At 72.8% G+C, this 25,898-nt stretch carries 24 protein-coding genes; 9 read left to right on the forward strand and 15 right to left on the reverse strand.

Going from position 1 to position 25,898, the window contains the following annotated elements:
• The first annotated feature begins 43 nt into the window (after positions 1-43).
• The gene (locus IE275_RS21940; RefSeq protein ID WP_189713052.1) at positions 44-1,180 is read left to right on the forward strand and encodes an oxidoreductase; all 1,137 of its coding nucleotides are present in this window, start codon (positions 44-46) and stop codon (positions 1,178-1,180) included.
• On the opposite strand, the gene IE275_RS21945 is transcribed toward IE275_RS21940, so the two are convergent.
• The 3 genes from IE275_RS21945 to IE275_RS21955 are packed head-to-tail and all read right to left on the reverse strand — an operon-like array spanning position 1,129 to position 3,973.
• Positions 1,129-2,307: a dipeptidase gene (locus tag IE275_RS21945; protein ID WP_189713053.1), complete on the reverse strand. Its 1,179-nt coding sequence runs from the start codon at positions 2,305-2,307 to the stop codon at positions 1,129-1,131. The two genes, IE275_RS21940 and IE275_RS21945, sit on opposite strands and share 52 nt — an antisense overlap.
• A 5-nt stretch (positions 2,308-2,312) precedes the next feature.
• Complete coding sequence (gene purE, locus IE275_RS21950; protein WP_189713054.1) at positions 2,313-2,837, reverse strand: 5-(carboxyamino)imidazole ribonucleotide mutase; 525 nt, start codon at positions 2,835-2,837, stop codon at positions 2,313-2,315.
• On the reverse strand, positions 2,834-3,973 hold the full coding sequence (locus IE275_RS21955; RefSeq protein WP_189713055.1) for a 5-(carboxyamino)imidazole ribonucleotide synthase: 1,140 nt from the start codon (positions 3,971-3,973) through the stop codon (positions 2,834-2,836). Before IE275_RS21955 ends, purE begins: the two co-directional genes overlap by 4 nt.
• Before the next feature lie 327 nt (positions 3,974-4,300).
• Between IE275_RS21955 and IE275_RS21960 the strand changes: the two genes are divergently transcribed.
• On the forward strand, positions 4,301-4,843 hold the full coding sequence (locus tag IE275_RS21960) for a GtrA family protein (RefSeq protein ID WP_189713056.1): 543 nt from the start codon (positions 4,301-4,303) through the stop codon (positions 4,841-4,843).
• 61 nt (positions 4,844-4,904) lie between these two features.
• On the opposite strand, the gene IE275_RS21965 is transcribed toward IE275_RS21960, so the two are convergent.
• Together IE275_RS21965 and IE275_RS21970 are read right to left on the reverse strand one after the other, a co-directional pair.
• Positions 4,905-6,179: a sensor histidine kinase gene (locus IE275_RS21965; RefSeq protein WP_189713057.1), complete on the reverse strand. Its 1,275-nt coding sequence runs from the start codon at positions 6,177-6,179 to the stop codon at positions 4,905-4,907.
• 88 nt (positions 6,180-6,267) lie between these two features.
• The gene (locus IE275_RS21970; RefSeq protein WP_189713058.1) at positions 6,268-6,945 is read right to left on the reverse strand and encodes a response regulator transcription factor; all 678 of its coding nucleotides are present in this window, start codon (positions 6,943-6,945) and stop codon (positions 6,268-6,270) included.
• Positions 6,946-7,499: 554 nt separating this feature from the next.
• Here IE275_RS21970 and IE275_RS21975 point away from each other — a divergent pair.
• Complete coding sequence (locus tag IE275_RS21975) at positions 7,500-8,996, forward strand: oligopeptide:H+ symporter (RefSeq protein ID WP_189713059.1); 1,497 nt, start codon at positions 7,500-7,502, stop codon at positions 8,994-8,996.
• A gap of 63 nt (positions 8,997-9,059) precedes the next feature.
• On the opposite strand, the gene IE275_RS21980 is transcribed toward IE275_RS21975, so the two are convergent.
• From IE275_RS21980 to IE275_RS22005, 6 genes are all read right to left on the reverse strand, one after another.
• Positions 9,060-10,334, reverse strand: coding sequence for a hypothetical protein (locus IE275_RS21980; protein WP_189713242.1), 1,275 nt, complete (start codon positions 10,332-10,334; stop codon positions 9,060-9,062).
• A 71-nt stretch (positions 10,335-10,405) separates the two neighbouring features.
• A complete protein-coding gene (locus IE275_RS21985; RefSeq protein WP_189713241.1) occupies positions 10,406-11,485 on the reverse strand; it encodes a hypothetical protein in 1,080 nt (359 codons plus the stop codon).
• A 17-nt stretch (positions 11,486-11,502) separates the two neighbouring features.
• Positions 11,503-12,306, reverse strand: coding sequence for a COG1470 family protein (locus tag IE275_RS21990; RefSeq protein WP_189713060.1), 804 nt, complete (start codon positions 12,304-12,306; stop codon positions 11,503-11,505).
• A 34-nt stretch (positions 12,307-12,340) separates the two neighbouring features.
• Positions 12,341-13,042 carry an LPXTG cell wall anchor domain-containing protein gene (locus IE275_RS21995; RefSeq protein WP_189713061.1) on the reverse strand — a complete coding sequence of 234 codons (702 nt, stop codon included), beginning with the start codon at positions 13,040-13,042 and terminating at the stop codon, positions 12,341-12,343.
• Between the two features lie 426 nt (positions 13,043-13,468).
• A complete protein-coding gene (locus tag IE275_RS22000; protein ID WP_189713062.1) occupies positions 13,469-13,963 on the reverse strand; it encodes an ATP-binding protein in 495 nt (164 codons plus the stop codon).
• 227 nt (positions 13,964-14,190) lie between these two features.
• On the reverse strand, positions 14,191-14,568 hold the full coding sequence (locus tag IE275_RS22005) for an STAS domain-containing protein (RefSeq protein WP_189713063.1): 378 nt from the start codon (positions 14,566-14,568) through the stop codon (positions 14,191-14,193).
• Positions 14,569-14,842: 274 nt separating this feature from the next.
• Here IE275_RS22005 and IE275_RS22010 point away from each other — a divergent pair, with 274 nt between their 5' ends.
• Entirely contained in the window at positions 14,843-15,718 is an 876-nt protein-coding gene (locus tag IE275_RS22010; RefSeq protein WP_189713064.1) for an RNA polymerase sigma factor SigF, read from the forward strand.
• 204 nt (positions 15,719-15,922) lie between these two features.
• Positions 15,923-17,488, forward strand: a complete 1,566-nt coding sequence (locus IE275_RS22015; protein ID WP_189713065.1) for a ricin-type beta-trefoil lectin domain protein — start codon at positions 15,923-15,925, stop codon at positions 17,486-17,488.
• A gap of 55 nt (positions 17,489-17,543) precedes the next feature.
• On the opposite strand, the gene hutI is transcribed toward IE275_RS22015, so the two are convergent.
• From hutI to hutU, 4 genes are read right to left on the reverse strand one after another with little or no spacing between them, the layout of a single operon-like run.
• On the reverse strand, positions 17,544-18,740 hold the full coding sequence (gene hutI, locus IE275_RS22020) for an imidazolonepropionase (protein ID WP_189713066.1): 1,197 nt from the start codon (positions 18,738-18,740) through the stop codon (positions 17,544-17,546).
• A 41-nt stretch (positions 18,741-18,781) separates the two neighbouring features.
• On the reverse strand, positions 18,782-20,131 hold the full coding sequence (locus tag IE275_RS22025) for a formimidoylglutamate deiminase (protein WP_189713067.1): 1,350 nt from the start codon (positions 20,129-20,131) through the stop codon (positions 18,782-18,784).
• Positions 20,128-21,567, reverse strand: a complete 1,440-nt coding sequence (locus IE275_RS22030; RefSeq protein WP_268255283.1) for an allantoate amidohydrolase — start codon at positions 21,565-21,567, stop codon at positions 20,128-20,130. Before IE275_RS22030 ends, IE275_RS22025 begins: the two co-directional genes overlap by 4 nt.
• Positions 21,564-23,228, reverse strand: a complete 1,665-nt coding sequence (gene hutU, locus IE275_RS22035; protein WP_189713068.1) for a urocanate hydratase — start codon at positions 23,226-23,228, stop codon at positions 21,564-21,566. Before hutU ends, IE275_RS22030 begins: the two co-directional genes overlap by 4 nt.
• A 480-nt stretch (positions 23,229-23,708) precedes the next feature.
• Here hutU and IE275_RS22040 point away from each other — a divergent pair, with 480 nt between their 5' ends.
• Genes IE275_RS22040 through IE275_RS22055 form a run of 4 tightly spaced genes read left to right on the forward strand, consistent with a single transcriptional unit; the run spans position 23,709 to position 25,893 of the window.
• The gene (locus IE275_RS22040; RefSeq protein ID WP_189713069.1) at positions 23,709-24,104 is read left to right on the forward strand and encodes a hypothetical protein; all 396 of its coding nucleotides are present in this window, start codon (positions 23,709-23,711) and stop codon (positions 24,102-24,104) included.
• Positions 24,101-24,958, forward strand: a complete 858-nt coding sequence (locus tag IE275_RS22045) for a transcriptional regulator (RefSeq protein ID WP_189713070.1) — start codon at positions 24,101-24,103, stop codon at positions 24,956-24,958. Before IE275_RS22040 ends, IE275_RS22045 begins: the two co-directional genes overlap by 4 nt.
• Positions 24,959-24,992: 34 nt before the next feature.
• On the forward strand, positions 24,993-25,496 hold the full coding sequence (locus tag IE275_RS22050; RefSeq protein WP_189713071.1) for a roadblock/LC7 domain-containing protein: 504 nt from the start codon (positions 24,993-24,995) through the stop codon (positions 25,494-25,496).
• A gap of 22 nt (positions 25,497-25,518) precedes the next feature.
• Positions 25,519-25,893: a roadblock/LC7 domain-containing protein gene (locus tag IE275_RS22055; protein WP_189713072.1), complete on the forward strand. Its 375-nt coding sequence runs from the start codon at positions 25,519-25,521 to the stop codon at positions 25,891-25,893.
• Positions 25,894-25,898: the final 5 nt, after the last annotated feature.

Raw genomic sequence — 25,898 nt, forward strand, 5'->3', positions numbered from 1 at the left:
CGGGCTTGAATCTGACACTGATGTCAGCTTCTACGGTACGGCCATGACCGCGACCAAGGACACCCCGTTCCGGCTGGGACGCCTCACCCTCCCCCACCGTCTCGTCATGGCCCCGCTGACCCGCAACCGGGCCGAGGCCGACGGCACCCCCACTCCCCTGATGGCCGCCTACTACGCCCAGCGCGCCTCCGCCGCACTGATCGTCGCGGAAGCCTCGACGCCCAACGCGGTCGGGCAGACGTACCCGAACATCACCGCGATCCACACCCCGCGGCACGTGGCGGGCTGGCGGCGGGTGACGGACGCCGTACGGGCCGCCGGGGGCGGAGGGATGTTCCTCCAGCTCCAGCACGGCGGGCGGGTCGGGCATCCGGCGACCAGCGGGCTCACGCCGGTCGCCCCCTCGCCCGTCCCGCTGCCGGAGACGATCGTCACGCCGGACGGGCACCGGCCCTCCGTCACGCCCCGCGAGATGACCCCGGACGACATCCGGGCCACCGTCGCCGACTTCGCGGCGGCCGCCCGCCGCGCGCTCGACGCCGGGTTCGAGGGGGTGGAGGTGCACTCCGCCAACGGCCATCTGCTGCACCAGTTCCTGGCCGGCACCACCAACCGCCGCACCGACGCCCACGGCGGCTCGCTCGCCGGGCGGATCCGGTTCGTGGCGGAGGTCGTGGAGGCGGTGGCCGCGGAGATCGGCCCGGACCGGGTGGGCCTGCGGGTCTCCCCCGGGAACACCGTCAACGGCATCCGGGAGGACGACACGGACGTCCTCTACCCGGCCCTCGTGGAGCGGCTGAAGGACCTCGGACTCGCGTATCTGCACCTGGTGCACGCCGACCCTGACACCGCGCTGTTCCACCGGATCCGGGCCGCGTGGCCGGGGGCGCTGATCGCCAATCCGGTGCTGACGGACCTCACCACGGAGGCCGTCTCCACCGCAACCGGGCGGCTGCTCGCCGCCGGCGCCGACCTGGTCGCCCTCGGCCGGCCCTTCCTGGCCAACCCCGACCTGGTGCGGCGACTGCGGCTCGGCGCGCCGCTGAACCCCGTACGGGACCGGTACTTCATGTACGTGGGCGGGGCGGCCGGCTACACCGACTACCCCGCCCTCGACGAACAGCCCCCTCAGCCGTCCAGCGACTCGATCGTCGCGTGGGACGGGGCGCGGGTGGTCTGAAGGCCGCGGGCCACGTCCTCCGCCGCACCCAGCACCCGGACCGCGTTCTGCCAGGTCAGCTTGGCGAGGTCGGTGGAGGACCAGCCGCGGTCGAGGAGTTCGGCGATCAGGTTGGGATAGCCGGAGACGTCGTTCAGACCGTCGGGCGTGAAGGCCGTGCCGTCGTAGTCGCCGCCGATGCCGAGGTGGTCGATGCCTGCGGCCTCGCGCATGTGGTCGAGGTGGTCGGCGACCGTGGCGACCGTGGCGACCGGGCGCGGGTTGGCCTCCTCGAAGGCCCGGTGGACCTTCATCGCCTCGGCGGTCGTGTCCAGGTCGAAGAACCCGTGGGCGCGCAGGTTCGCACCGGCCGCGGCCGTCCACTCGACCGCGGCCTGGAGGACGAACTTCGGCACGAAGGTCACCATCGCCATGCCGCCGTTGGCGGGGAGGCGTTCCAGGACGTCGTCCGGGACGTTGCGCGGATGGTCGCAGACGGCCCGCGCGGAGGAGTGGGAGAAGATCACCGGGGCCGAGGAGGCGTCCAGCGCGTCCCGCATGGTCGTCGCCGCCACGTGCGAGAGGTCGACCAGCATGCCGAGGCGGTTCATCTCCCGCACGACCTCACGGCCGAACGCCGACAGACCGCCCACGCCGGGCTCGTCCGTCGCGGAGTCCGCCCAGTCCACGTTGTCGTTGTGGGTGAGGGTCATGTACCGCACCCCGAGCCCGTACAGGCCGCGCAGGGTGCCCAGGGAGTTGGCGATGGAGTGGCCGCCCTCCGCACCCATCAGCGAGGCGATACGGCCCTCCGCGCGCGCCGCCTCCATGTCGGCGGCGGTCAGCGCCGCGCGCAGGTCGGCCGGGTGGCGGTCGATGAGCCGGCGGACGCAGTCGATCTGCTCCAGCGTCGCCGGGACCGCGTCGGGCAGGTCCGCGCGCACGTACACCGACCAGTACTGCGCGCCGACCCCGCCCGCCCGCATCCGGGGGATGTCGGTGTGCAGGTGGGCGGTCTGGGAGGCGGCGATGTCCCGGGCGTCGAGGTCGTAGCGCACCTGCTCGCGCAGGGCCCAGGGCAGGTCGTTGTGCCCGTCGGCGACCGGGAACTCGGCGAGCAGTTCCCGGGCCCGCTCCAGGGAGGTCATCCGCGTCACTTCCCGAAACCGAAGCCGCCGGCGGAACCCTCGACCTTGGCGCGCAGCCGCTTGCCCTTCTCGGTGGCCTGGTCGTTCAGCTCCTGCTGGAACTCGCGCATCCGGGCGAGGAGGTCCTCGTCGTGGGCGGCGAGGATCCGGGCCGCGAGCAGGCCCGCGTTGCGGGCGCCGCCCACCGAGACGGTGGCGACGGGGACACCGGCCGGCATCTGCACGATCGACAGCAGGCTGTCCATGCCGTCGAGGTACTTCAGCGGCACGGGCACGCCGATCACCGGCAGCGGCGTCACCGAGGCGAGCATGCCGGGCAGGTGGGCCGCGCCACCGGCGCCGGCGATGATCACCTTCAGGCCGCGCTCCGCCGCCTGCTCGCCGTACGCGATCATCTCGCGGGGCATGCGGTGCGCGGAGACGACGTCGACCTCGTAGTCGATCTCGAACTCGTCGAGGGCCTGGACGGCGGCCTCCATCACCGACCAGTCGCTGTCCGAACCCATGACGATGCCTACAACTGGGCTCATTCGGTGATCGTGCCTCTCAGGTAGCCGGCTGCGTGACGGGCGCGCTCCAGCACGTCGCCGAGGTCGTCGCCGTAGGTGTTGACATGACCGACCTTGCGGCCGGGCTTCACGTCCTTGCCGTACATGTGGATCTTGAGCTGGGGGTCCCGGGCCATGCAGTGCAGATACGCGGAGTACATGTCCGGGTAGTCGCCGCCGAGGACGTTCACCATGACCGTCCATGGCGCACGGGGGCGCGGGTCGCCCAGCGGCAGGTCCAGGACCGCGCGGACATGGTTGGCGAACTGGCTGGTGATCGCGCCGTCCTGGGTCCAGTGGCCCGAGTTGTGCGGGCGCATCGCCAGCTCGTTGACGAGGATCCGGCCGTCGCGGGTCTGGAACAGCTCAACGGCGAGATGGCCGACGACACCGAGTTCCTTGGCGATCGTCAGGGCCATCTCCTCGGCCTGCAGCGCGAGCGCCGGGTCGAGGTCGGGGGCGGGGGCGATCACGGTGTCGCAGACGCCGCCGACCTGCTGCGACTCGACGACCGGGTAGGCGACGGCCTGGCCGTGCGGGGAGCGCACGACGTTGGCGGCCAGCTCACGGACGTAGTCGACCTTCTCCTCGGCGAGCACCGGGACGCCGGCGCGGAACGGCGCCGCGGCCTCCTCGGCCGAGTCGACGACCCAGACCCCCTTGCCGTCGTAGCCGCCGCGGACGGTCTTGAGGACGACCGGGAAGCCTTCCCCTTCGGCGGCGAAGGCGGCCACGTCGGCCGGGTCGGCCACGATCCGGTGCCGTGGGCACGGCACCCCGATCGCGTCCAGCTTCGCGCGCATCACACCCTTGTCCTGGGCGTGCACGAGCGCGTCCGGGCCGGGGCGCACGGGGATGCCGTCCGCCTCCAGCGCCCGGAGGTGCTCGGTGGGTACGTGTTCGTGATCGAAGGTGATCACATCGCAGCCCCGCGCGAAGTCACGGAGCGTGTCGAGGTCGCGATAGTCGCCGACGACGACCTCGCTCACCACCTGCGCCGCTGAATCCTGCGGGGTGTCACTGAGGAGCTTGAACCTGATGCCGAGCGGGATGCCCGCCTCGTGTGTCATACGAGCGAGCTGACCCCCGCCGACCATGCCGACTACCGGGAACGTCACGCCCCCAGGGTATCGGCCGCGCCACGGCGGCCGGATCCCGCGCCTCGCCGGGGCCGGACCTTCGCCCCGCCAAGGGCCGATCCTCGCCCCGCCGGGGCCGGGTCCTGCGCCTCTTACCGATCCCTTTCCCGCCTCACACCAGCGGTTTCCCCGCGTGTTTCCGTACTTCTTTTCCCGCCTGTTTCCGCGCTGGTTCCGGTGTTTCTTTCGGTGCTTCTTCGCGTTCCGTTCCCTCGCCCGTGAGCTCGACCACAGGAAACCGACAAGAGTGGTGGTTAGCATGGCTGGGTTGACGAAACCGACTCCCGGACGGGGGCCTGCACGGCCATGGACCATGGTTCCTCGGGGCATTCTTCGGGGCTGCGGCGGCTCGCCCGCGAGCTCGCCAAGTTCGGCGCCGTGGGCGGTGCGGGGCTGCTGGTCAACCTGGGCGTGTTCAATCTCGTACGCCAGTTCACCGACCTCCAGGTGGTGCGCGCCAGCGTCATCGCGACGATCGTGGCGATCGTCTTCAACTACATCGGGTTCCGGTACTTCACCTACCGCGACCGCGACAAGAGCGGGCGGACCAAGGAACTGACGCTGTTCCTGCTGTTCAGCGTGGTCGGGCTGGTCATCGAGAACGGGCTGCTGTTCACGGCGACGTACGGCTTCGGCTGGGACAGCCCGCTCCAGAGCAACATCTTCAAGTTCCTCGGCATCGGCGTGGCCACCCTGTTCCGGTTCTGGTCCTATCGCACCTGGGTGTTCCGGACGCTGCCCGCGAAGGAGGCCGTGGCCAACGCGGAGTCCTTCCTGGCGGAGGGTCCCCGGGGCACCGGGCAGCCGCAGGCCCGCAAGCCGAAGCCCACGGCCCGCCAGCGGGCCTGAGCGCCACCGGCGGGCCCGAGCGCCGCCGCGGAGGTCTCCGCGCCCGGCCGTCGGCCCCCGGCTACCTGACCGTCGGTTCGTCCTCCTCCGGCGCCTTCTTCGCCGGCGCCGTACGGGACAGGAACAGACCGAAGACCGGCGGCTGCACCTGGAGCATCTCCAGGCGGCCGCCGTCGGCCTCCGCGAGGTCGCGGGCGACGGCCAGGCCGATGCCCGTCGAGTTGCGGCCGCTGATCGCCCGCTCGAAGATCCGCGCGCCCAGGTCGGTGGGGATGCCGGGGCCCTCGTCGGTGACCTCGATGACGGCCTGGTTGCCGGTCACCCGGGTGCGCAGCGCGACCGTGCCGCCCCCGTGCATCAGCGAGTTCTCGATCAGCGCGGCCAGCACCTGGGCCACCGCGCCCGGCGTGCCGACCGCCCGCAGATGCCGCTTGCCGGAGCTGACGATGGCCCGGCCCACACCGCGGTAGGCGGGCCGCCACTCGGCGAGCTGCTGCTGGATGACCTCGTCGAGGTCGAAGGTGACCGCGGAGCCGTTGCGCGGGTCGCGGGCGTTGGTCAGCAGGCGTTCGACGACGTCCGTCAGCCGCTCGACCTGGGTGAGCGCGATCGTGGCCTCGTCCTTCACCGTGTCCGGATCGTCGGTGAGGGTGATCTCCTCCAGCCGCATCGAGAGCGCCGTGAGGGGGGTGCGCAGCTGGTGGGAGGCGTCGGCGGCCAGCCGGCGCTCGGCGGTGAGCATCCGGGCGATGCGCTCGGCCGAGGAGTCCAGGACGTCGGCGACCCGGTCCAGCTCGGGGACTCCGTAGCGCTTGTGGCGGGGGCGCGGGTCACCGGAGCCGAGGCGCTCGGCGGTCTCCGCGAGGTCGGTCAGCGGGGAGGCGAGGCGGTTGGCCTGCCGGATGGCCAGCAGCACCGCCGCGATCACCGCGAGCAGCGCCACCAGGGCGATGATCAGCAGGGTGCGGCCGACCTCCCGGGTGACCGTGGAGCGCGGCTCCTGGACCAGGACGGTCTCGCCCTCCTCGCCCTCGGCCGTGGACCGGATGACGTCGCCCTCGGGCTTGTCGCCGACCTCGATGGCCGGCCGCCCGGGGATCCGGATCATGGCGTAGCGGTCCTGGGTGACCTGGTCGCGGAGTATGTCGGCGGTGACGTTCTCCGCTCCCACCAGCCGGCTGTCCACGATGCTGGCCAGCCTCAGCGCCTCGGAGTCCACCCGTTCCTGGGCGCTGTTGCTGATCGTGCGGGTCTCGACGATGACGAGCGACACCCCGAAGACGGCGATGACGACGAGAACGACGGCGAGGGTGGACTGAATGAGACGACGACGCAAGGTGCTCTCCGGACGGTGACGCCAAAGGACCGGTTCGGGGCGGCCCACCCCCGGATTCCCCGGACCGGAGGCGAACCGTCGGCCCCGTTCAGCTCTTCTCGAACCGGAAGCCCACACCCCGCACGGTGGCGATGTACCGCGGGTTCGCCGCGTCGTCCCCGAGCTTCTTCCGCAGCCACGAGATGTGCATGTCGAGCGTCTTGGTCGAGGACCACCACGTCGTGTCCCACACCTCGCGCATCAGCTGGTCGCGGGTGACGACCCGGCCCGCGTCGCGCACCAGCACCCGCAGCAGGTCGAACTCCTTGGCGGTGAGCTGGAGCTCCTCGTCGCCCATCCACGCCCGGTGCGACTCGACGTCGATCCGCACCCCGTGCGTGGCCGGCGGCTGGGCGGGCTCGGCGGAGCCGCGCCGCAGCAGGGCCCGGACCCGGGCGAGCAGTTCGGCGAGCCGGAAGGGCTTGGTGACGTAGTCGTCGGCGCCCGCGTCGAGACCGACGACGGTGTCCACCTCGTCGGCGCGCGCGGTCAGGATCAGGATGGGCACGGTGTGGCCCTCGGAGCGCAGCCGGCGGGCCACCTCCAGGCCGTCCATGCCGGGCAGGCCCAGGTCCAGCACGACCAGGTCGATGCCGCCCTGCATCCCGGCGTCGAGCGCGGTCGGTCCGTCCTCACGCACCTCGACCTCGTACCCTTCCCGGCGCAGTGCGCGGGCCAGCGGCTCCGAGATGGACGCATCGTCCTCGGCGAGCAGTACACGGGTCATGAGCTGATGGTAGTCCGCACGGGGCAAGGCCCGAAGCGTGATCGACGGCGCCGTTTCTTACCCAGGGACATCCGGGACAAGCCGGGGCACCGGCCCTCGTCGGCCGGGGCACCGGCCCTCGTCGGCCGAGGGGCGGACCTGCGGTCGAGGGATGACAGGATGGTACGGACCTTCAAAACCCCGTCACGGTTCCTTGATCACCTGTGATCCGTGTCTCAAGTCCTTCCATATCCGGCACTCTGCTGACGTATGGTGAAACAACGCCTGTACACCACAGGGACCTTTGGCGCATGTGACGCTGAAGGTCTCTTTTGTGTGCGAGTCGGTGCGGGGCCTCGCCCCCGCCGGCGCTGAAAGGAATGACCTACGGCCGGGCCTCGACCGCGCGACGCGCGCAGAGGCGTGGATCCCGGTGGTCGCCGTCCGCCGCTCCGCGACCCGGAGCGGACCCCCCATGGACGTGGGGTGGACGGCCCCCGCCCGCCGGTGCCGGCCGCCCCCCACCGGGCGCGCATCCGCTCATGCACGCGCGTCCCGAGCAGCAAGGAACGACCATGGCGTCCAGCCTGACGAAGGACTCGGTCCGCCCGGGCACCCCCGGTTCCGAGAAGACCTTCTTCGGCCACCCCCGCGGACTGGCCACTCTCTTCATGACCGAGATGTGGGAGCGATTCTCCTACTACGGCATGAAGGCCCTGCTCCCGCTGTACCTGGTGGCACCGGGCGGCCTGCACCTGAGCGCGGCCACCGCGACCGCGATCTACTCGGTGTACCTGTCCCTCGTGTACCTGCTCGCCCTCCCCGGCGGCTGGTTCGCGGACCGCGTCCTCGGTCCCCGCAAGACGGTCGCCGTGGCCGGCGCGATCATCATGCTCGGCCACCTGACCCTGGCCCTGCCGAACTCCGGCACCTTCTTCGCGGGCCTCGGCCTCGTCGCCGTCGGTTCCGGTCTGCTGAAGGCCAACATCTCCACGATGGTCGGCCACCTCTACGAGGGCCCGGACGACCCGCGCCGTGACGGTGGCTTCACCGTCTTCTACATCGGCATCAACCTCGGCGCCTTCGCCGCCCCGCTGGTCATCGGCACCATCGGCGAGAACGTCAACTGGCACCTGGGCTTCGCGCTCGCCGCGCTCGGCATGGCGCTGGGTCTGGCCCAGTTCCTGCTCGGCAGCCGCCACCTCGACGCCCGCTCGGACGTCGTGCCGACCCCGATGAGCGCCGCCGAGAAGTCCGCCACGCTGCGCAAGGCCGGTCTGTGGGCCGCCGTCGCCGCCGTCTTCTACACGGTCGTCGTCGTCACCGGCCACTACACCCTGAACTGGCTGCTGGTCCCGATCACCATCGCCGGTCTCGTCATCCCGGTCATGGTCATCGCCCGCATCAAGCGGGACAAGGACCTGGACCGCGCCGAGCAGTCGAAGATGTCCGCGTACATCTGGTTCTTCGTCGCCGCGGCCGTGTTCTGGATGATCTACGACCAGGGCGGCTCGACCGTCTCCCTGTTCGCCGACTCCTCCGCCGACAACACGGTCTTCGGCTGGGAGTTCCCGGTCTCCTGGTACCAGTCGGTCAACCCGGTCATGATCATGGCGCTGGCGCCGGTCTTCGCCTGGGCCTGGCTGGCGCTGGCCCGCCGCGGCAAGGAGCCGAGCACCGCGACCAAGTTCGCGATGGGCCTGGTCATGATCGGTGCGTCCTTCTTCCTGTTCCTCGCCCCGCTGGCGATCGCCGAGGGCGGTCACAAGGCGGCCGCGATGTGGCTGGTCGGCATCTACTTCGTCCAGACGGTCGGCGAGCTGACGCTGTCCCCGGTCGGTCTGTCGGTCACCACGAAGATGGCGCCCGCGAAGTACGCCTCCCAGATGATGGGCGTCTGGTTCCTGGCCGTCACCGCAGGTGACGCCACCACCGGTCTGCTCGCCATCGCCGGCGTCGACCTCAACAAGACGGGCATCGTGGCCTTCCAGGCCGTCCTGGCCGTCGCCGCCGGCGCCGCGGTGTGGATGTACCGCAAGCGCGTCAAGGAACTGATGGGCAACGTCAACTGACGTCCGTCCCGTAGCTCTGTGGAGGGCCATCCCGGTTTCGGCCGGGGTGGCCCTCCGGGCGTTTCAGCGCTGCCGCGTCCGCCCCGGCATGAAGGTGAACACCGCCGCGCCGAGCAGCACGGCCGTGCCCGCGACCAGGCCGAGGGCCTTCAGGGTGCCGTGGTCGCCCGCGCCGGTCTCGGCGAGGCCGCCGCTGGTCGACGTGGACCCGGACGTGCTCCCGCCGGACGAGGAGGAGCCGTTGCCGCCGGACGCGCCGCTCGCCTGTTCCTCGGTGTCCAGGGTGAGGGAGACGGAGGTGCTGTCCGGGGTGCAGGTCGTGGTCGTACCGAGGGCCTCGATGATCAGCACGCCCGGGGAGAGCGTGGACTCACCGGTCGCGCCCGGCTTGTAGGTGCCGGTCAGGTCGGGGATCTCGATCGGATCCCCCTGCTTGACGGCCGAGGCGTTCGTCGGGCCCGTCACCTGCACCGATCCCTGGTCCGAGCCGCCCAGCACGACCTGCATCGACGGCTTCACCGAGTCGGCCGGGATGTCGATCGGGCTGTCCATCACCGACTTCTTGAACTGCACGGTGAGGTCGTAGCTCCCGCCGTTCTTCTTCGCGTTGATCTGCACCGGCGAGGTCGCCTTCTTCTCGCCGATGGGCGACTGGCAGGTGTAGGGGACGTCCACGACCTGGCCGGTGAAGTCGGTCTGGCCGGGCGAACCCGAGGTGCTGGGCGAGGCCGAGGCCGAGTCCGAGTCCGAGGGGGACGGCGACGAGGACTGGCTCGCCGAGGACGAGTCCGAGGGATCGGGCGAGCCGCTGGGGCTGGACGACCCCGAACTCCCCTCCCCCGCCGTCACCGTGAGGGTCGCCGCCGGCTGCACGGCCTCCGTGGGCGCGCACTTGGTGTCCGTCGACAGCGCGTTGACGACGTACGCGCCCGGCGTGAGCGTCACCTGCCCCGCCGCCGTCAGCTTCAGCGTGCCCTTCATGTCGGACAGCGTCATCGCGCCGCCCTTGGGGATCGCCGGGTTCTCGCGCGGCCCCTGCATCGCGATGTCCGCGGTCTGCGCGCCGGCCGCCTCGAGGGTGCCGGACGGCTGCACCGAGTTCGCGGGCAGGTCGATGATGTCGGGGTTCTTCGACGCGGCCTGGGTGAACTTCCAGACGATCTCGACGGTGTCGCCGACCTTCGCCGTCGCCGGGGCGGTGATCTCGACCTTGGTGGTCCCGTTGACGTCGGGCAGACCGATGCCCGACGGCGGGACGCACTTGGTGGCGTAGGCCACCTCGGCGGCCTGGGCCTGCCCGGCGGTCACGCCCAGCAGGGCGGCGGCTCCGGCGAACAGGACGACGGCACCGGCCGCCGCGGCCCTCTTCCGCCGTCCCGCACCGGGCGGTGCGGCTCTCTCGCTCTCGCTCACTGGGTTCCCTTCCTGCTCGGAGTCGTCGGACTCGTCGGACGGTCGTCGTGCGGTGCGGAGAGCCGGCCCGCCGCCGGGCCCGGACCGGCGTCCGGGGTGAACCAGGGCAGGGTCGGGGCGGACACGGGGGGCGGATCCTGGGCGGCCGTGGTCCGGCGCCGGAAGGCGTGGAGCCCGGGGGTGCGGCGGCGCAGGGCGTGCGGGCGCGGACCGCGGCCGGGCCGGCCGGCCCGCGGTGGCCGTACGCGGTCGACCACCGCCATGCCGATACGGAACACCGCGGCCGGCACGACCACGCAGAGCAGGATCCAGAACAGGGTCACGCCCCAGGGGCGGCCCACGCCCCACGGCTGCTCGGCGATGACCTTCCCGCCGTACTTCAGGGAGACGGTGTAGTCGCCGTGGGCACCGGCGGCGAGTTCGACGGGAAGGGCGACCCGGGCCTTCTTGCCGGGGGCGATCGTGCCGCGCCACTGGCGCTCGTCCCACTGCGGGGCGAACACGCCGTGGGCGGTGCCGACCTGGAAGACGGGGTTCTTCACGGCCGCGGTGCCGACATTGCCGACGGTGAAGACGAGCGTGCGGTCGGCCGGTGCCCCGAACCAGGTGAGCAGTCCGCTCGATCCCTCCAGCCGGGTGTCGGTGAGGACGGACAGCCGTCCGCCGGAGGTCTCCTCGGGCAGCGGTTCGACGGGGTGGCCGGCCACCTGGAACACCGCGTCGGCCTGTTCCTTCGCGCCGGTCGCGGTGGCCACGTGCACCACGCACGGGCACGGCACCGGCGGCTCGGCCACGGGCAGCCGGCGGCTGAAGCGGCCGTCGGCGTCCGTGGTGACGGCCCGGCCGTCCGCGTTGGCGCAGGAGTTGGTGCCGCCGACCACACCCCGGGCGGGTGTCGCCCGCCCGCAGACCAGCACCATCAGCAGGGTGCGCGCCGGCCAGCCGCTGCCGCTGACGGTGACCGCGCCGCCGGTGCCCGCCTGGGAGTCGGAGAGGGTGACGACGGGTTTTCCGGCCGCCGAGGCCACGCCGCCCGCCGGCGGCACGAGAAGGACCAGTGCCACCGCCAGCACCATCGTCCGCAGCGTCCGTCTCACGTCCCCGCTCCCCTCGCTTCGGCCTCGCGCCCGCGCCGCCGTACGACCGCGGCGGCCGCCGCGGCCGCCAGCGCGCCCACCGCCGTCCCCGCCGCGAGGGCTCCCCACGGCACGAACCGGGCCGAGGTCCGGCCGGTGGCCCGCGCGGCGCCCGGCGCGGTGACCGTCAGGCGCACGGTCACGGAGTCCAGCGCCGGCCGGTCGGGCCACGGCTCGTCGAGCCGCAGCCGGCGGCCCGGGGGCAGCCGGACGGGCAGAGCGCGCGGCGCACGCTCCAGTACGGTGCCGAGCACCCCGCGCGCCCGTACCGCGAGCGTCGGCACCAGCTCGGTCGTCCCCCGGTTGACCAGCTCGTACGTGATCCGGTCCGCGCGCACGGCCACATGCTCGACGGTCAGCGCGGGCAGTTCCGGCCCGCCGACCCGCACCAGCAGCCGCAGGGCGACCCGCCGCCCCGTGGACTCCCGTACGACGATCGCCCCGGTCCGCTCGCCCGGCGCCGCGTCCGACGGCACGGTCACGGCGAACGGCACCTCGGCCCGGGTACGGGCGGGCACCCGCAGGGTGGCCTCGGCGAAGGTCACGGGGAGCCCGCTGCCGGCCAGCCGCACGGTGAGCGCCCGCGCGCCCCGGTTGACCACGGACACACTGTCCTGGAGCACGGCCCCGGGCACCCCCTCCGCGTAGAACGCCGGCCGACCCCCGCCGGAGGGCACGGCCGTCCAGCCGCCGGGGCCGGGCGTGGCGCCGAGCAGCAGCGGCAGGGACAGCAGCAGGACTGCGCGGGCGGCGGACGGCATCGGCGGCTCCGGCGAGGCTCTCGGTCGGTGGAGGTCAGCGGGGCTGGTGACGCCGGGTCAGCCAGAGGGTGCCGGCCGCGCCCAGCAGCAGGACGGTGCCGCCGAGGGTGCCGAGGGCGATCGCGGAGTCCTCGGGGCCGGTCTGCGGGAGTTCCCCGCCGGTGTCGCCGCCGGTCGAGGAGCCGCCGGTGGACGAGCCGCCCGTCGACGAACCGCCCGTGCCGCCGGCCGCCGTCACATCGAGGGTGAGGGAGGGTCCGGGGTTGTTGCCGGGCGTGCAGGTGGTCGTCGTACCGAGCGCCTTGATGGTGAGGATCCCGGCGGTGAAGGTGACCTTGCCGGTCTTCTTCGGGGTGTAGGTGCCGCTCAGGTCGTTGATCTTGATCGGGGTGTTCTCGGGGATCGCGGCCTGGTTCGCCGGGCCGGTCACGGCGAGCGTGCCGCTGTCCGCGCCGCCGAGCTTGATCGTGGCGCTGGGGTTCATCGAGCCCTTGCCGAGTTCGACCGGGCTGGAGGAGACACCTTTCTGCCACGACATGGTGATCTTGTAGCCGCTGCCGCTCTTGACGCCCTTGATGTCGATCGGCGACACGGCGCTCTTGTCACCGATGGGGGTCTTGCAGGCGTAGTTGACGTCGACGACCTCGGCCACGGCCACCGGGGCGGCCATCCAGACCGCCGAGCCGGCCAGGGCCGCGGCGGCCGCGAGCGCGGCGGTTCGCTTCCGGTTCGACACGGTCCGTCCCCTCACTCCCACCACCCCGCCATAACTGACGAGGCATCAGATCGAGCCGTCAAGGTACGCCCGGCACGATGAGGAGGGAAGAGAAGGGGCACGCCGGAGTTGTGACGATCCGGCGTGCGAAATCGGGGGACTCGGAGGACGCCCGGGGCGCGGCGGGGCACCTGTGGCACCCCGGGGGGCACCGTTCGGGCCGGCACACGGACGAGCGCTCGGCCCGGGGCTCAGGCCGGCACACGGACGAGCGCTCGGCCCGGGGCTCAGGCCGGCACACGGACGAGCGCTCGGCCCGGGGCTCAGGCCGACGATCGGCCCGACATCGGACCCAGCCCGGCGCGGGCACCGGCATCGGCACCTGGCCCGGCGCGGGCACCGGCACCGGCACTCAGCCCGGCACCGATGGTGGCACCGGCCCGGCCCTCAGGCCGGAGCGCCCAGTTCCGCCCAGACCGTCTTGCCCGCGACGCCCGGCGCCCGTACGACGCCCCAGTCCAGGCAGAGGCGCTGCACGATGAACATGCCGTGGCCGCCCGGGCGGCCGGAGCGATGCGGGGTGCGGGGCGCCGGCTGGCCCGTGCCGCGGTCGGAGACCTCGACGCGGATCACCTTCCGGTCGCAGCCGATGACCATCTGCTCCGGCCCCTCCGCGTGCAGGCAGGCGTTGGTGACCAGCTCGGAGACGACGAGCAGCACGTCCTCGGCGGCCGCCCGCCGGTCCGCGGTGGCCGCGGGCAGCCAGCCCCACGCGTACAACGCCTGACGGGCGAAGTCGCGGGCGAGCGGAACGACGCCGCTCGCCCCGTCGAAGCTCAGCCGACGGACCTGGGGGCCGTCCGAGGCCCCGGAAGCGCCGCCGGGCTCCGGCTCCTGCTCGGGACCGCGGTCGCCCGGCGAGTAGGGCCGGGTGGTGCTCATCAGCGCTTCACCTCACCGATTCGCCAGTGCACGATTCAGAAGTCATCACTCAGATGTCATCGCTCGGAAGTCAATACGTGGATCAACGGCGTTTCCGCCAACCTCGCTGTCGCTCTCGCCGCCGCTCTTGCCGCCGACATGTTCAGGATGACTCCTGCCCGGGGTATCGGACGGAACACCCCTGTCTTCGCTGCGGCGAAGAACAGCCGGGCGACGGGCGGCGGAACTCAGCCGTCCTCGTCGGCGAGCGCCGCGTCCAGCGAGTCGTGCACGGTGAAGACCGCGTCCGCACCGGTGATCTCGAAGACCCGCGCCACGACGGGCTGCATCCCCGCCAGATGGACCCCGCCCCCGGCCGCCTCGGCCTTCAGCCGGGCGCCCAGCAGGACATTGAGCCCCGTGGAGTCGCAGAACTCCAGGCGCGAGCAGTCCACCACCAGGCGGCTGAGCCCCTTGGAGAGGCAGTCCTCCAACGGCTCTCGCAAAAGATCGGCGGTGTGGTGGTCCAGCTCACCCGCCGGGGTCACCACGGCGCTGGATCCCTCTTGCCGCACCTCGACCAGAAGCCGGCCCGACTGTGCGCTGCCGACCGTCCCGCGGTCCATGCGTGTCTCTCCCGGGTTCGCTCACTGCTTGTGGAACTGCTCACCGTACGACGTGCCGATGCCCTCGAACACTACGCCTTCGTCACGTGCCTCAACACCCGAACAAGTACCCACAAACGGACATAACCGAACAAAATGCACTTGCGATCGATTCGGTAAAGCAGGTAGGGCTAGAGGAACACCTGATCCGACACGGCCGGCTTTGGAGGCGCCGCACACCAGTAGTGCACTCACTGGCTTCGGCAGCCGTATGCCGACAACGATGGAGGACATCATGTCACCCCGGCTCGACGCATCGCATACCCGGACGGCGCTGTCGACACCCCCACCGGAACAGCTGGATCCCATCGCGGAGCTCCCCGAGATCCCTCCGTACGACGAGATCGGCGCCGTGGACGCGCGGGCCCTCTCCAAGACCCTCTTCGAGCGGCTGGAGTCCCTCGAAGAAGGCACGCACGCGTACTCCTACGTCCGCAACACGCTCGTCGAGCTGAACCTCGCGCTCGTCAAGTTCGCCGCCGCCCGCTTCCGCTCGCGCAGCGAGCCGATGGAGGACATCGTCCAGGTCGGCACGATCGGCCTGATCAAGGCGATCGACCGGTTCGAGCTGTCCCGCGGCGTCGAGTTCCCCACCTTCGCGATGCCGACGATCATCGGCGAGATCAAACGTTTCTTCCGCGACACGTCGTGGTCGGTGCGCGTCCCGCGCCGGCTCCAGGAACTGCGGATCGACCTGGCCAAGGCGGGCGACGAGCTGTCCCAGAAGCTGGACCGCGCCCCCACGGTCGCGGAACTGGCGGAACGGCTCGGCCTCAGCAACGACGAGGTCGTGGAGGGCATGGCGGCGTCGAACGCCTACACCGCCTCCTCCCTGGACGCCCAGCCGGAGGAGGACGACGCGGAGGGCGCCCTCGCCGACCGCATCGGCTACGAGGACCACGGGCTCGAAGGCATCGAGTACATCGAGTCGTTGAAGCCGATGATCGCGGAACTCCCGCCCCGCGACCGCCAGATCCTCTCCCTCCGCTTCGTCGTGGGCCTGACCCAGTCGGAGATCGGCGAGGAACTCGGCATCTCCCAGATGCACGTCTCCCGCCTGCTCTCACGAACCCTGGGACAGCTGCGGAAGGGCCTGACCGTCGAGGAATGAGGCGCGGGGAGGTTTTCCGGCCGACCGGCGCCCGTTCACCCGGTCGCCGCTTGCCGCTTGCCGACTGCCGCTTGTCGACTGCCGCTTGCCGACTGCCCGGCTCCTGGTTACCCCCGGAAACCTCCCCACGCCACCCCTCAGCCACTATGGTCACCTCCACCCCAGACTGACCAGTAGGTCAGCGACGGCGAGGAGGGCGGACACGTGGTCGGTGCCGATGACGGCTACGACGGGCGGAGCGGGCACGGCGGGCCCGTCGGCGACACCGGCGATTCCGGCGGCTCCGACGGCCGGCTGACCGAGTCGCTGCGGGGCGCCCCCGCGACCGCGTACCCGGCGTTGCGCGTGCTGCGTCAGCGGCACGAACCCTCCGTCCTGGCCTACGCCCGCCTCTGCGCGACCGGCGAGCCGGCGGCCCGCCGGCTCGCGGCGGAGGCGTTCACCCTCGCGGCCAGAAGCACGGCACGCGGCAGCGAGCCCGGCGGCGCCTGGCGGCACCAACTCCTTCTCCAGGTCGGCCGGGCGGCGGCCGACTGGGCCACGGACGACCGGGCCGGCGGCCTCGACTCGGGCCTGCTCCTCGTGCTCAACACCGCGCCGACGCCCGGCGGTCCGGTCCCTCCCCTCCTGCGCGCCTTCCGCTCCCTCCCCTCTCGCGCACAGGGCCTGATCTGGTACGGCGTCGTCGAGCGGGAGCACCCCGAACGAACCGCCGTACTCCTCGGCCTGACCCCCGAGGACGTCACCTACGGCATCCCCACCGCCCTGCACTCCCTGGCCCAGGCCTGTCTGCGGCTGCGCCTCGCCGCCTCCGACGACCCGCGGTGCGGGGACTTCCGCCGGCTGATCGAGGAGTCGGTGCGCGCGCAGGGAGCACGGCGCAGCGCCGACCTGGAGGCCCACCGGGCGCACTGCCCGCACTGCGCGACGGCCTACGAGGAGCAGTGCGCGCTGCGGGACACCCCGCGTACGGCGCTGGCGGAGGGGCTGCTGCCGTGGGGCGGGACGGCGTACGTGCGGGAGGAGCCCGAGCCGGCGGGGTCGCGCACGGGTACGGGTGCGGGTACGGCGGCGACCGTGCGAAGACCGCGGCAGCGCCGGCTGGTGCTGGGGGCGGCGGGGGTCGCGGGCGTGGTGCTGCTGGTCGTGGTGGTGTCGGCCTCGGGCGACCCGGGGGACCCGGCGGGGGCGGTCGTGGCGGCCCCGTCGACGGCTCCCCCGGTGACGATCACCACGACGGCGACGGTCTCGGCGAGCCCCTCCGCCTCCCCGTCCCGCGGACCGAGTTCCTCCCCGTCCCGCACGAGCGCGCCCCCGAAACCTACGCCGACGCCGAAGCCGACGCCGACCCCGTCCCCGACCCGGGCGCCCGGCGCGACGTACGCCCAGGTCGTGAACGTGGCCACGGGCGGCTGTCTGGAGGTGGCGGGGGACTTCGACAACGGCACGGACGTGATGACGGTGCCGTGTTCGGCGTCGTCGAGCCAGCGGTGGCGGGTGGACGCGGAACGCGGCGTGCTCCAGTCGTACGCCGACCCCGACTTCTGCCTCGACAGCCGGGGCTCCGTCGACAACGGTGTGGGTGTCTGGCAGTGCTCGTCGGTGGAGGGACGCCACGGGGAGAACCTGACGTTCACCGTCGACCCCGACGGCACCATCCGCCCGGCGATCGCCATCGCGACGGGGGTGACGGCGCAGGCCGACGGCGGGGTGACCCTGGAACCACTGGACGGCGGCACGGCTCAGCTGTGGCGGGCGGGAGCGGTGTGACGCGCGTCGATCCACTGCCGCCGCACCCGGCGGCGGGCCCCTGCCGGACCGCAGGTCAACCGGCGACGGGCCCCTGCCGGACCACCCGTACGCCGCGTCGCCACACCTCGGAGACCAGGGGCACGCCCGGGCGGTAGGCCAGGTGGACATGGCTCGGGGCGTCCAGGAGGGTCAGGTCTGCCCGGGCGCCCGGGGTCAGGCGGCCGATGTCGGTGCGGCGCAGGGCCGCCGCGCCGCCGGCCGTCGACGACCACACCGCCTCGTCGGGGGTCATCCCCATGTCCCGCACCGCGAGGGCGATGCAGAAGGGGACCGAGGAGGTGAAGGAGGAGCCGGGGTTGCAGTCCGTGGACAGGGCGACGGTGACGCCCGCGTCCAGGAGCCGGCGGGCGTCCGGCCACGCGGCGCGGGTGGAGAACTCGGCGCCGGGCAGGAGCGTGGCGACCGTGTCGCCGTTCGCCAGGGCGTCGACGTCGGCGTCCGTGAGGTGGGTGCAGTGGTCGGCGCTGGCCGCGTCGAGTTCGACCGCCAGCTGGACGCCGGGGCCGTAGGAGAGCTGGTTGGCGTGGATGCGGGGGTGCAGGCCCTTCGCCCGGCCGGCCGTGAGGATCGCCCGGGCCTGGTCGCCGTCGAAGGCGCCCTTCTCGCAGAAGACGTCGATCCAGCGGGCGTGGGGCGCGCAGGCGTCGAGCATCTCGCCGGTGACCAGGGCGACATAGCCGGCCGGGTCGTCGGCGAAGTCGGGGGACACGATGTGGGCGCCGAGGTAGGTGACCTCGTCGGTGTGGGCGGCGGCCAGGCGCAGGGCGCGGGCCTCGTCGGCGACCGTGAGGCCGTACCCGGACTTCGTCTCGAAGGTGGTGGTGCCCTGACGGAGGGCCTCGGCGAGGTGACGGGTGAGGTTCGCCTCGAGTTCCTCGTCGGTCGCGGCGCGGGTGGCGGCGACCGTGGTGCGGATGCCGCCCGCGGTGTAGCCGCGGCCGGACATACGGGCGTTGAACTCCTCCGTGCGGTCGCCCGCGAAGACGAGGTGCGAGTGGGAGTCGACGAAGCCCGGGAGGACCGTGCGGCCGCGGGCGTCGACCCGGTTGTCAGTGGCGGGTGCTTTGCTGGATTCACCGGTCCACGCGATGCGGTCGCCGACGATGACGACGGCCGCGTCCCGGACCAGCCCGAGGGGGGAGCCGTCACCGGAGGAGGGGTCGTTGGTGACCAGCGTGGCGATGTTGGTGATGACGGTCGTGCTGCTCATCGTGTCCTCGTGGGGGGCGTGGGCGGGGGCGGGCGAGGTGGTCAGGAGCGCAGATCGGCCACGGCCCGCGCCAGGGCCTGCGGCACATCGGGTACGAGCGTGTGGACCCCGTCGCGTACGACGTGCCGGCCCGCGACGACCGTGTGCCGTACGTCCGCCCCGGTCGCCGCGAATACGGCGGTCTCGGCGCCGAGCCTGGGCAGCGGGCCCGCGGTCCTGACGGTGTCGAGGGCGATCGTCGTGAAGTCGGCGGGGGCACCGGTCTCCAGGGTGCCCGCCTCGGGGCGGCCCAGGGCCGCGTGACCGTCGGCGGAGGCGGCGCGCAGCAGGGCGGCGGCCGTCCAGTGGCCCCGGGTGCGGGTGCGCAGGCGCTCGTTCAGCTCCATCGCGCGGGCCTCTTCGAGCAGGTCGATGACGGCGTGGCTGTCGGAGCCGAGGGAGAGCGGGGAGCCCGCCGCCTGGAGGGCGACGGCCGGGCCGATGCCGTCCGCGAGGTCGCGTTCCGTCGTCGGGCACATGCAGGTGCCGGTGCCGGAGCCGCCGAGCAGCGCGATGTCCTCGTCGGTGAGGTGGGTGTTGTGGACGCCGGTGGTGCGCGGCCCCAGGACGCCGTGGTCGGCCAGGAGCCGGGTCGGCGTGCACCCGTGGGTCTCGCGGCAGGCGTCGTTCTCGGCGGTCTGCTCGGACAGGTGCACGTGCAGCGGTGCCCCGCGCTCGGCCGCCCACCGCGCGACGGTCGCCAGCTGGTCGGCGGGCACGGCCCGTACGGAGTGGATCGCCGCCCCGATCCTCGCGTGATCCCGTTCCTTGAGAAGTGAACAGCGTTCGGCCCAGGCGTCCGCGCTGCCGTCGGAGAAGCGGAGCTGGTGGACGTTCGGGGGCTGTCCGAAGCCGGAGGAGAGGTAGGCGGTGTCGAGGAGGGTGATGCGCACACCGGCTTCGGCGGCGGCCTCGATCAGGGCCTCGCCCATCGCGTTGGGGTCGGCGTAGGGGGTGCCGCCGGGGGCGTGGTGCACATAGTGGAACTCGCCGACGGCCGTGATGCCGGCCAGCGCCATCTCGGCGTACACCGCGCGTGCCAGGGCGTGGTAGGTGTCGGGGGTCAGCCGGTCGGCGAAGGAGTACATGATCTCGCGCCAGGTCCAGAAGGTGCCGGAGCCGACCTGGACGGTGCCGCGCAGGGCGCGGTGGAAGGCGTGGGAGTGGGCGTTGGCCAGCCCGGGCAGGGTCAGCCCGCGCAGGATCTCGGCGCCCGGGGGCGGGGTGCCGACGTCCGTGCGGACGGCCGTGAGGGTCCCGTCCGTCACCTCCAGGGCGACACCCGGCTCGACGTGGGTGTCGAGCCAGGCGTGCTCCAGCCAGTAGGTCCGCGTCCGCTGCGTGGGCGTCACGTGCAGGCCAGTCCTTCCAGTACGTCGGCGAGGGCGTGCACTCCGGCCACGCAGTCGTCCTCGGCGGCGAACTCGGCCGGGGAGTGCGAGACGCCAGTGGGGTTGCGCACGAACAGCATGGCGGTCGGGATGTGCCCGGAGAGGATTCCGGCGTCGTGTCCGGCGCCGGTGCCGAGGACGGGGACCGTGAGGTCGGTGTCCTTGCCCAGGATCCGGGCGAGTTCGTCCCGCAGGGCGTGGTCGAACTCGACGACCGGTGTGAAGGACTCACGGACCACGTCGAGGTCGATGCCGTGGGCGGTGGCGTAGGCGCGGGCCGCCCGCTCGATGCCGCCGACGACGGTGTCGAGGGCGGCCTGGTCCTCGGCTCGGGAGTCCAGCCAGCCGCGCACCAGGGAGGGGATGGCGTTGACGCCGTTCGGCTCGACGGAGATCTTGCCGAAGGTGGCGACGGCACCGGCGAGTTCGGCCTCGCGGCGGGCGGCGAGCACCGTCTCGGCGTACGACAGCATGGGGTCGCGGCGGTCGACGAGCCGGGTGGTGCCCGCGTGGTTGGCCTCGCCGCGGAAGTCGAAGCGCCAGCGGCCGTGCGGCCAGATGGCGCTGGCGATGCCGACGCGGTCGCCGGACAGGTCCAGGGCGCGGCCCTGTTCGACGTGCAGCTCGACGAAGGCGCCGATCCGGGACAGCCGCTCCGGGTCCGCCCCGATCGCGTCGGGGTCGTGTCCGGCGGCCTCCATGGCCCTGGGGAGGGTGATCCCGTCGCCGTCGGTCAGCCGGTGCGCCTGCTCGGCGGTGAGCTGTCCCGCGGTGAGCCGGGAGCCGACGCAGGCCAGCCCGAAGCGGGCGCCCTCCTCGTCGCCGAAGTTGACGAGCGCGAGCGGCTTGGCGAAGGTCGCCCCGCGGGCCCGCAGGACGTCGAGCGCCGCGAACGACGACACGACCCCGAGGGGCCCGTCGAACGCGCCGCCGTCGGGCACGGAGTCCAGATGCGACCCGGTGACGACGGCGTCCCCGGCCGTGGGGTCGCCGAGCCACGCCCACTGGTTGCCGTTGCGGTCGACCTCGTAGGCGAGCCCGCGGGCCGCGGCCTGCTCCTCGAACCAGGCCCGGCAGTCGGTGTCGGCACCGGTCCAGGCGTAACGCCGGTAGCCGCCGGAGTCGGCGTTGCGGCCGAGGGGGCGCAGGTCGCGCCACATCTCCTGGAAGGAGGCGGGGCGCCCCGCGGACGGCGGGGCGTGGCCCGCGGCGGGCCGTACCGGGTCGGCGGCCGACGCCGGTACGGGCTGCGGGCGGTCGTTCCCCGGGGCGGCGGGCCCCCCGGCCGGGCGGAGCCGGGGCGAGGGGTGGGCGGTCGCGGCCGGCCGCGGGTGCGGCGACGGGCGCTCGGCCCCCGCCGGACCGGGCCCGCCTCGCCCGCCTTCGCTCTGGATCACGCGTCGTCACCCTCGCGCATCGGCACCCGCACACCCCGCTCGTCGGCGACCGACTCCGCGATGTCGTACCCGGCGTCCACGTGCCGGATGACGCCCATGCCGGGGTCGTTGGTGAGCACGCGCCGGATCTTCTCGCCGGCGAGCTTCGTGCCGTCCGCCACGGACACCTGGCCCGCGTGGATGGAGCGGCCCATGCCGACGCCGCCGCCGTGGTGCAGGGAGACCCAGGAGGCGCCGGAGGCCACGTTCACCATGGCGTTCAGCAGCGGCCAGTCGGCGATGGCGTCGGAGCCGTCGAGCATGGCCTCGGTCTCGCGGTACGGGGAGGCGACGGAACCGCAGTCGAGGTGGTCGCGGCCGATGGCCAGCGGCGCGGCCAGCTCCCCGCTCGCCACCATGTCGTTGAACCGCTCGCCGGCCTTGTCCCGCTCGCCGTAGCCGAGCCAGCAGATGCGCGCGGGCAGGCCCTGGAAGTGGACGCGCTCACCGGCCATCTTGATCCAGCGGTGCAGCGACTCGTTCTCGGGGAAGAGGTCGAGGATCGCCTTGTCCGTCTTGTGGATGTCGGAGGCCTCGCCGGACAGGGCCGCCCAGCGGAAGGGGCCCTTGCCCTCGCAGAAGAGGGGCCGGATGTAGGCGGGGACGAAGCCGGGGAAGGCGAACGCCCGGTCGTACCCGGCGAGCTGGGCCTCGCCGCGGATGGAGTTGCCGTAGTCGAAGACCTCGGCGCCGGCGTCCATGAAGCCGACCATCGCCTCGACGTGCCGGGCCATCGACTCGCGGGCCCGGGTGGTGAAGCCGGCCGGGTCCTTGGCGGCCGCGTCGGCCATGTCGTCGAAGTCGATGCCGACGGGGAGGTAGGCCAGCGGGTCGTGGGCCGAGGTCTGGTCGGTCACGATGTCGATGGGGGCGCTCTCGGCGAGCATGCGGGGCAGCAGCTCGGCGGCGTTGCCCAGGAGGCCGATGGAGAGCGGTTTGCGCTGGTCGCGCGCCTCGACGGCGAGCTGGAGGGCGTGCTCCAGGGAGTCGGCCTTCACGTCCAGGTAGCGGTGCTCGATACGGCGCTCGATGGCGCGCGGGTCGACGTCGATGCAGATCGCGACGCCGTCGTTCATCGTGACGGCGAGCGGCTGGGCGCCGCCCATGCCGCCGAGGCCCGCGGTGAGGGTGATGGTGCCCGCGAGGGTGCCGTTGAACTTCTTCGCGGCGACGGCGGCGAAGGTCTCGTAGGTGCCCTGGAGGATGCCCTGGGTGCCGATGTAGATCCAGGAGCCGGCGGTCATCTGGCCGTACATGGTCAGGCCCAGCTGCTCCAGCCGGCGGAACTCCTCCCAGTTGGCCCAGTCGCCGACGAGGTTGGAGTTGGCGATGAGGACGCGCGGGGCCCACTCGTGGGTCTGCATGACGCCGACCGGGCGGCCGGACTGGACCAGCATGGTCTCGTCCTGCTTCAGCGTCCGCAGGGTGCGGACCATCGCGTCGAAGGAGCGCCAGTCACGGGCGGCCTTGCCGGTGCCGCCGTAGACGACGAGCTTGTCGGGGTGCTCGGCGACCTCGGGGTCGAGGTTGTTCTGGAGCATCCGCAGGGCGGCTTCCTGCTGCCATCCCAGGGCGCTCAGTTCCGTACCGCGCGGCGCTCGTACGGGGCGGGGTCCTGACATGGTCGGCCTCCTTGCGGATGGGTGATCCCGGCGGTTTGTTGCTGTCGTTATTCACATCCTGACTCGATGAATAGGACTAGTCAATACACCCGGGGTGGCGACCCGGAGAAAGCCGGGGCGCCGGCCGAGGGGCGCCGAGGAGTGCGGCGGGCACGCGGCGGCGGCCCCGGCGGGGCCCCAGCAGGGGCCCGGCAGCGGTGCGACAGGAGGCGTGGCACGGGGCGCGACCGGAGCGTCACAGGGGCGCGCGACTCAGCGCGCCCCACCCCCCAAGGCCTCGCGCGCCCTTGACGTGCGCCGGTGGGCAGGGTGTTGAACAGGGGCAGGAGTGGCGAACGCGCCCGAAAAGGACGTCAGTTGACCCACCCTAGTCCGCCGGGCGCATGTTCCGCCGGAAATTGCCAGAAGACTCACCCGTCGCGCACACGTTGCGTAGCCTCCTCATCACTCAGCCGAACCGCAGGCGGGAGGGGAGCCACGGTGCCCGGAATCGACGAGTGCCTACTGGAGGCCATGCGGCTGCCCGGAGCCCGGGGAGCCGCGCTGGTCGACTGGACCAGCGGGCTGGCCCTGGGCTCGGTCGGGGAGTTCCCGGGCGGTGACCACGAGGTCGCGGCCGCCGAGGCCGCCGAGGTCGCGCGGCTCACGGCCGAGCAGCGGGCGTTCACGCCCGACCACGGAGAAGACGATCGGGCGGACCCGCCGGTGGAGGACCTCATCATCAGCAACCGGGACAGCTACCACCTGCTGCGGTTCGTCCCGACGTCCTTCGACAGCAGTGTGTTCCTGCATGTGTGGCTGGGCCGGTCGGACGGCAATCTCGCGCTGGCCCGGATCCGGCTGGGCGAGATGGCCGGACGGCTGGTGCTGGGATGACGCTCGTGGGGACGACACCGCGAGGGACGACCCCGCCGCCCCGGCTGCCGGTGCGCGAGAAGTCGACGGCCCGGCACCGGGCGGGCACCGGACTGTCGCCGATGCTGACCCGGCTCGCCGCCGAGCGGGCCACCGGCGTCCTGGAACGCGAACGCGGCTCGCTCTACCTCGCCGAGGGCCGGGTGGTGCACGCCGAGAGCCCGTACGCGCCGGGGCTCGACGTCCTCCTCCTGACCCACGGCACGCTCGACCCCACCGTCTGGCGGGAGGCGGTGGAGCGGGCCGATCAGGAGTACGGCGCCGCCCGGCTGCTGCTCGACGCGGGACGGATCCCGCGCGGCGCGCTGGAGCTGTGCCATCTGGGGGCGCTGTACGACGCCGCGTACTTCGCGCTCGCCCCCAGCAGCGCCCCGGGCCGCTTCGTCTACGGCGCCGGACACTGGCTCGGTGCCCTGCGGCCGGTCCCGGTGGACGCGCTGGAGCGCGAGACGCTGCGCCGCCGTGAGCTGCTGGAGCGGCTGTGGCCCGACCCGCTGGCCGACGGCGCGCCGCTGCTGCGGAGCGAGGCGGTCGCCGCACCGGCCGCCACCGCCCGGCAGAACGCGGTACTGGCCCTGGTGAACGGTGTGCGCACGGCCTCGGACATCGCGCGGGAGCTGGGCAGACAGGCGTTCCACACTCTTGTGGACGTCCGCCGGCTGGCCGCCGCGGGCCTGCTGTCCGCGCTGCTGCCGCCGCCCCCGCCGGTGGCGCCGGCGGCCCCCGACCCCCCGCGGGGCATCCCGATGCCCCGCGTCAACGACCCCGACATCACGTTGCTGAAGAGGCTCAGGGATGCGCTGGAGGCCCTTTGAGCGGCAGCGCCCGCGCGACGGGAGGAACGAGCTGATGGCGGCCGAGCCCGAGATCCTCGACGAGCTGCGCCGGCTGCGGGCCCGGGTGCCCCACCTGACCGGGGCGCTCGCGGCCGGTGTGGACGGTCTCGTCCTCGCCCACGACACACCCGGCGTGGAGCCGGAGGGGGTGGCCGCGCTGACCGCCGCCGCCCTCGGTGTCGCGGTGCGGATGGCGGACACCACCGGCCAGGGCGACTTCCGCGAGCTGCTGGTGCGGGGCGTCTACGGCTACATCGCCACGTACGCGGCCGGCCACGGCGCCGTGCTGACGCTGCTCGCGCAGGACCGGGTCAACGTCGGCCGGCTGCACCTGGAGGGGCGCCGGGCCGGTGTCCGCATCGGGGAACTCGTCGACGCGCACGAGGCGAGCGTGCGGGCCGCCAGGCCCGCGCTCACCCCGCCACGCCCACAGCCCCCCGCCAAGCCCCTGATCGTACGGACCAGATCGGCGCGCGGTCCCGGCACCGCCAACGCGCGCACCACCACGGAAAGTTGAGAAGGAACCGAGGAGCACAGTCATGACCAACACCGAAACCGCACTGAAAGAGGCGCTCGCCTCCATCGAGGGCGCCTCGGCGGCCGCACTCGTCGACTACACCAGCGGCATGGCGCTGGGCACCCTGGGCGGCTCCAAGAGCTTCGACCTGAACGTCGCCGCCGCCGGCAACACCGACGTGGTGCGCGCCAAGATGCGCACCATGGAACACCTCGGGCTGAAGGCGCAGATCGAGGACATCCTGATCACGCTCTCCGACCAGTACCACCTGATCCGCCTGATCAGCGGCCGCGGCGGCAACGGGCTCTTCCTGTACCTGGTGCTGGACGCCAAGCGGTCCAACCTGGCGATGGCCCGCCACCAGTTGCGCAAGATCGAGGAGGAACTGGAGGTCTAGAAGCC

The organism is Streptomyces phaeofaciens (assembly GCF_014648915.1).
GTDB lineage: Bacteria > Actinomycetota > Actinomycetes > Streptomycetales > Streptomycetaceae > Streptomyces > Streptomyces phaeofaciens.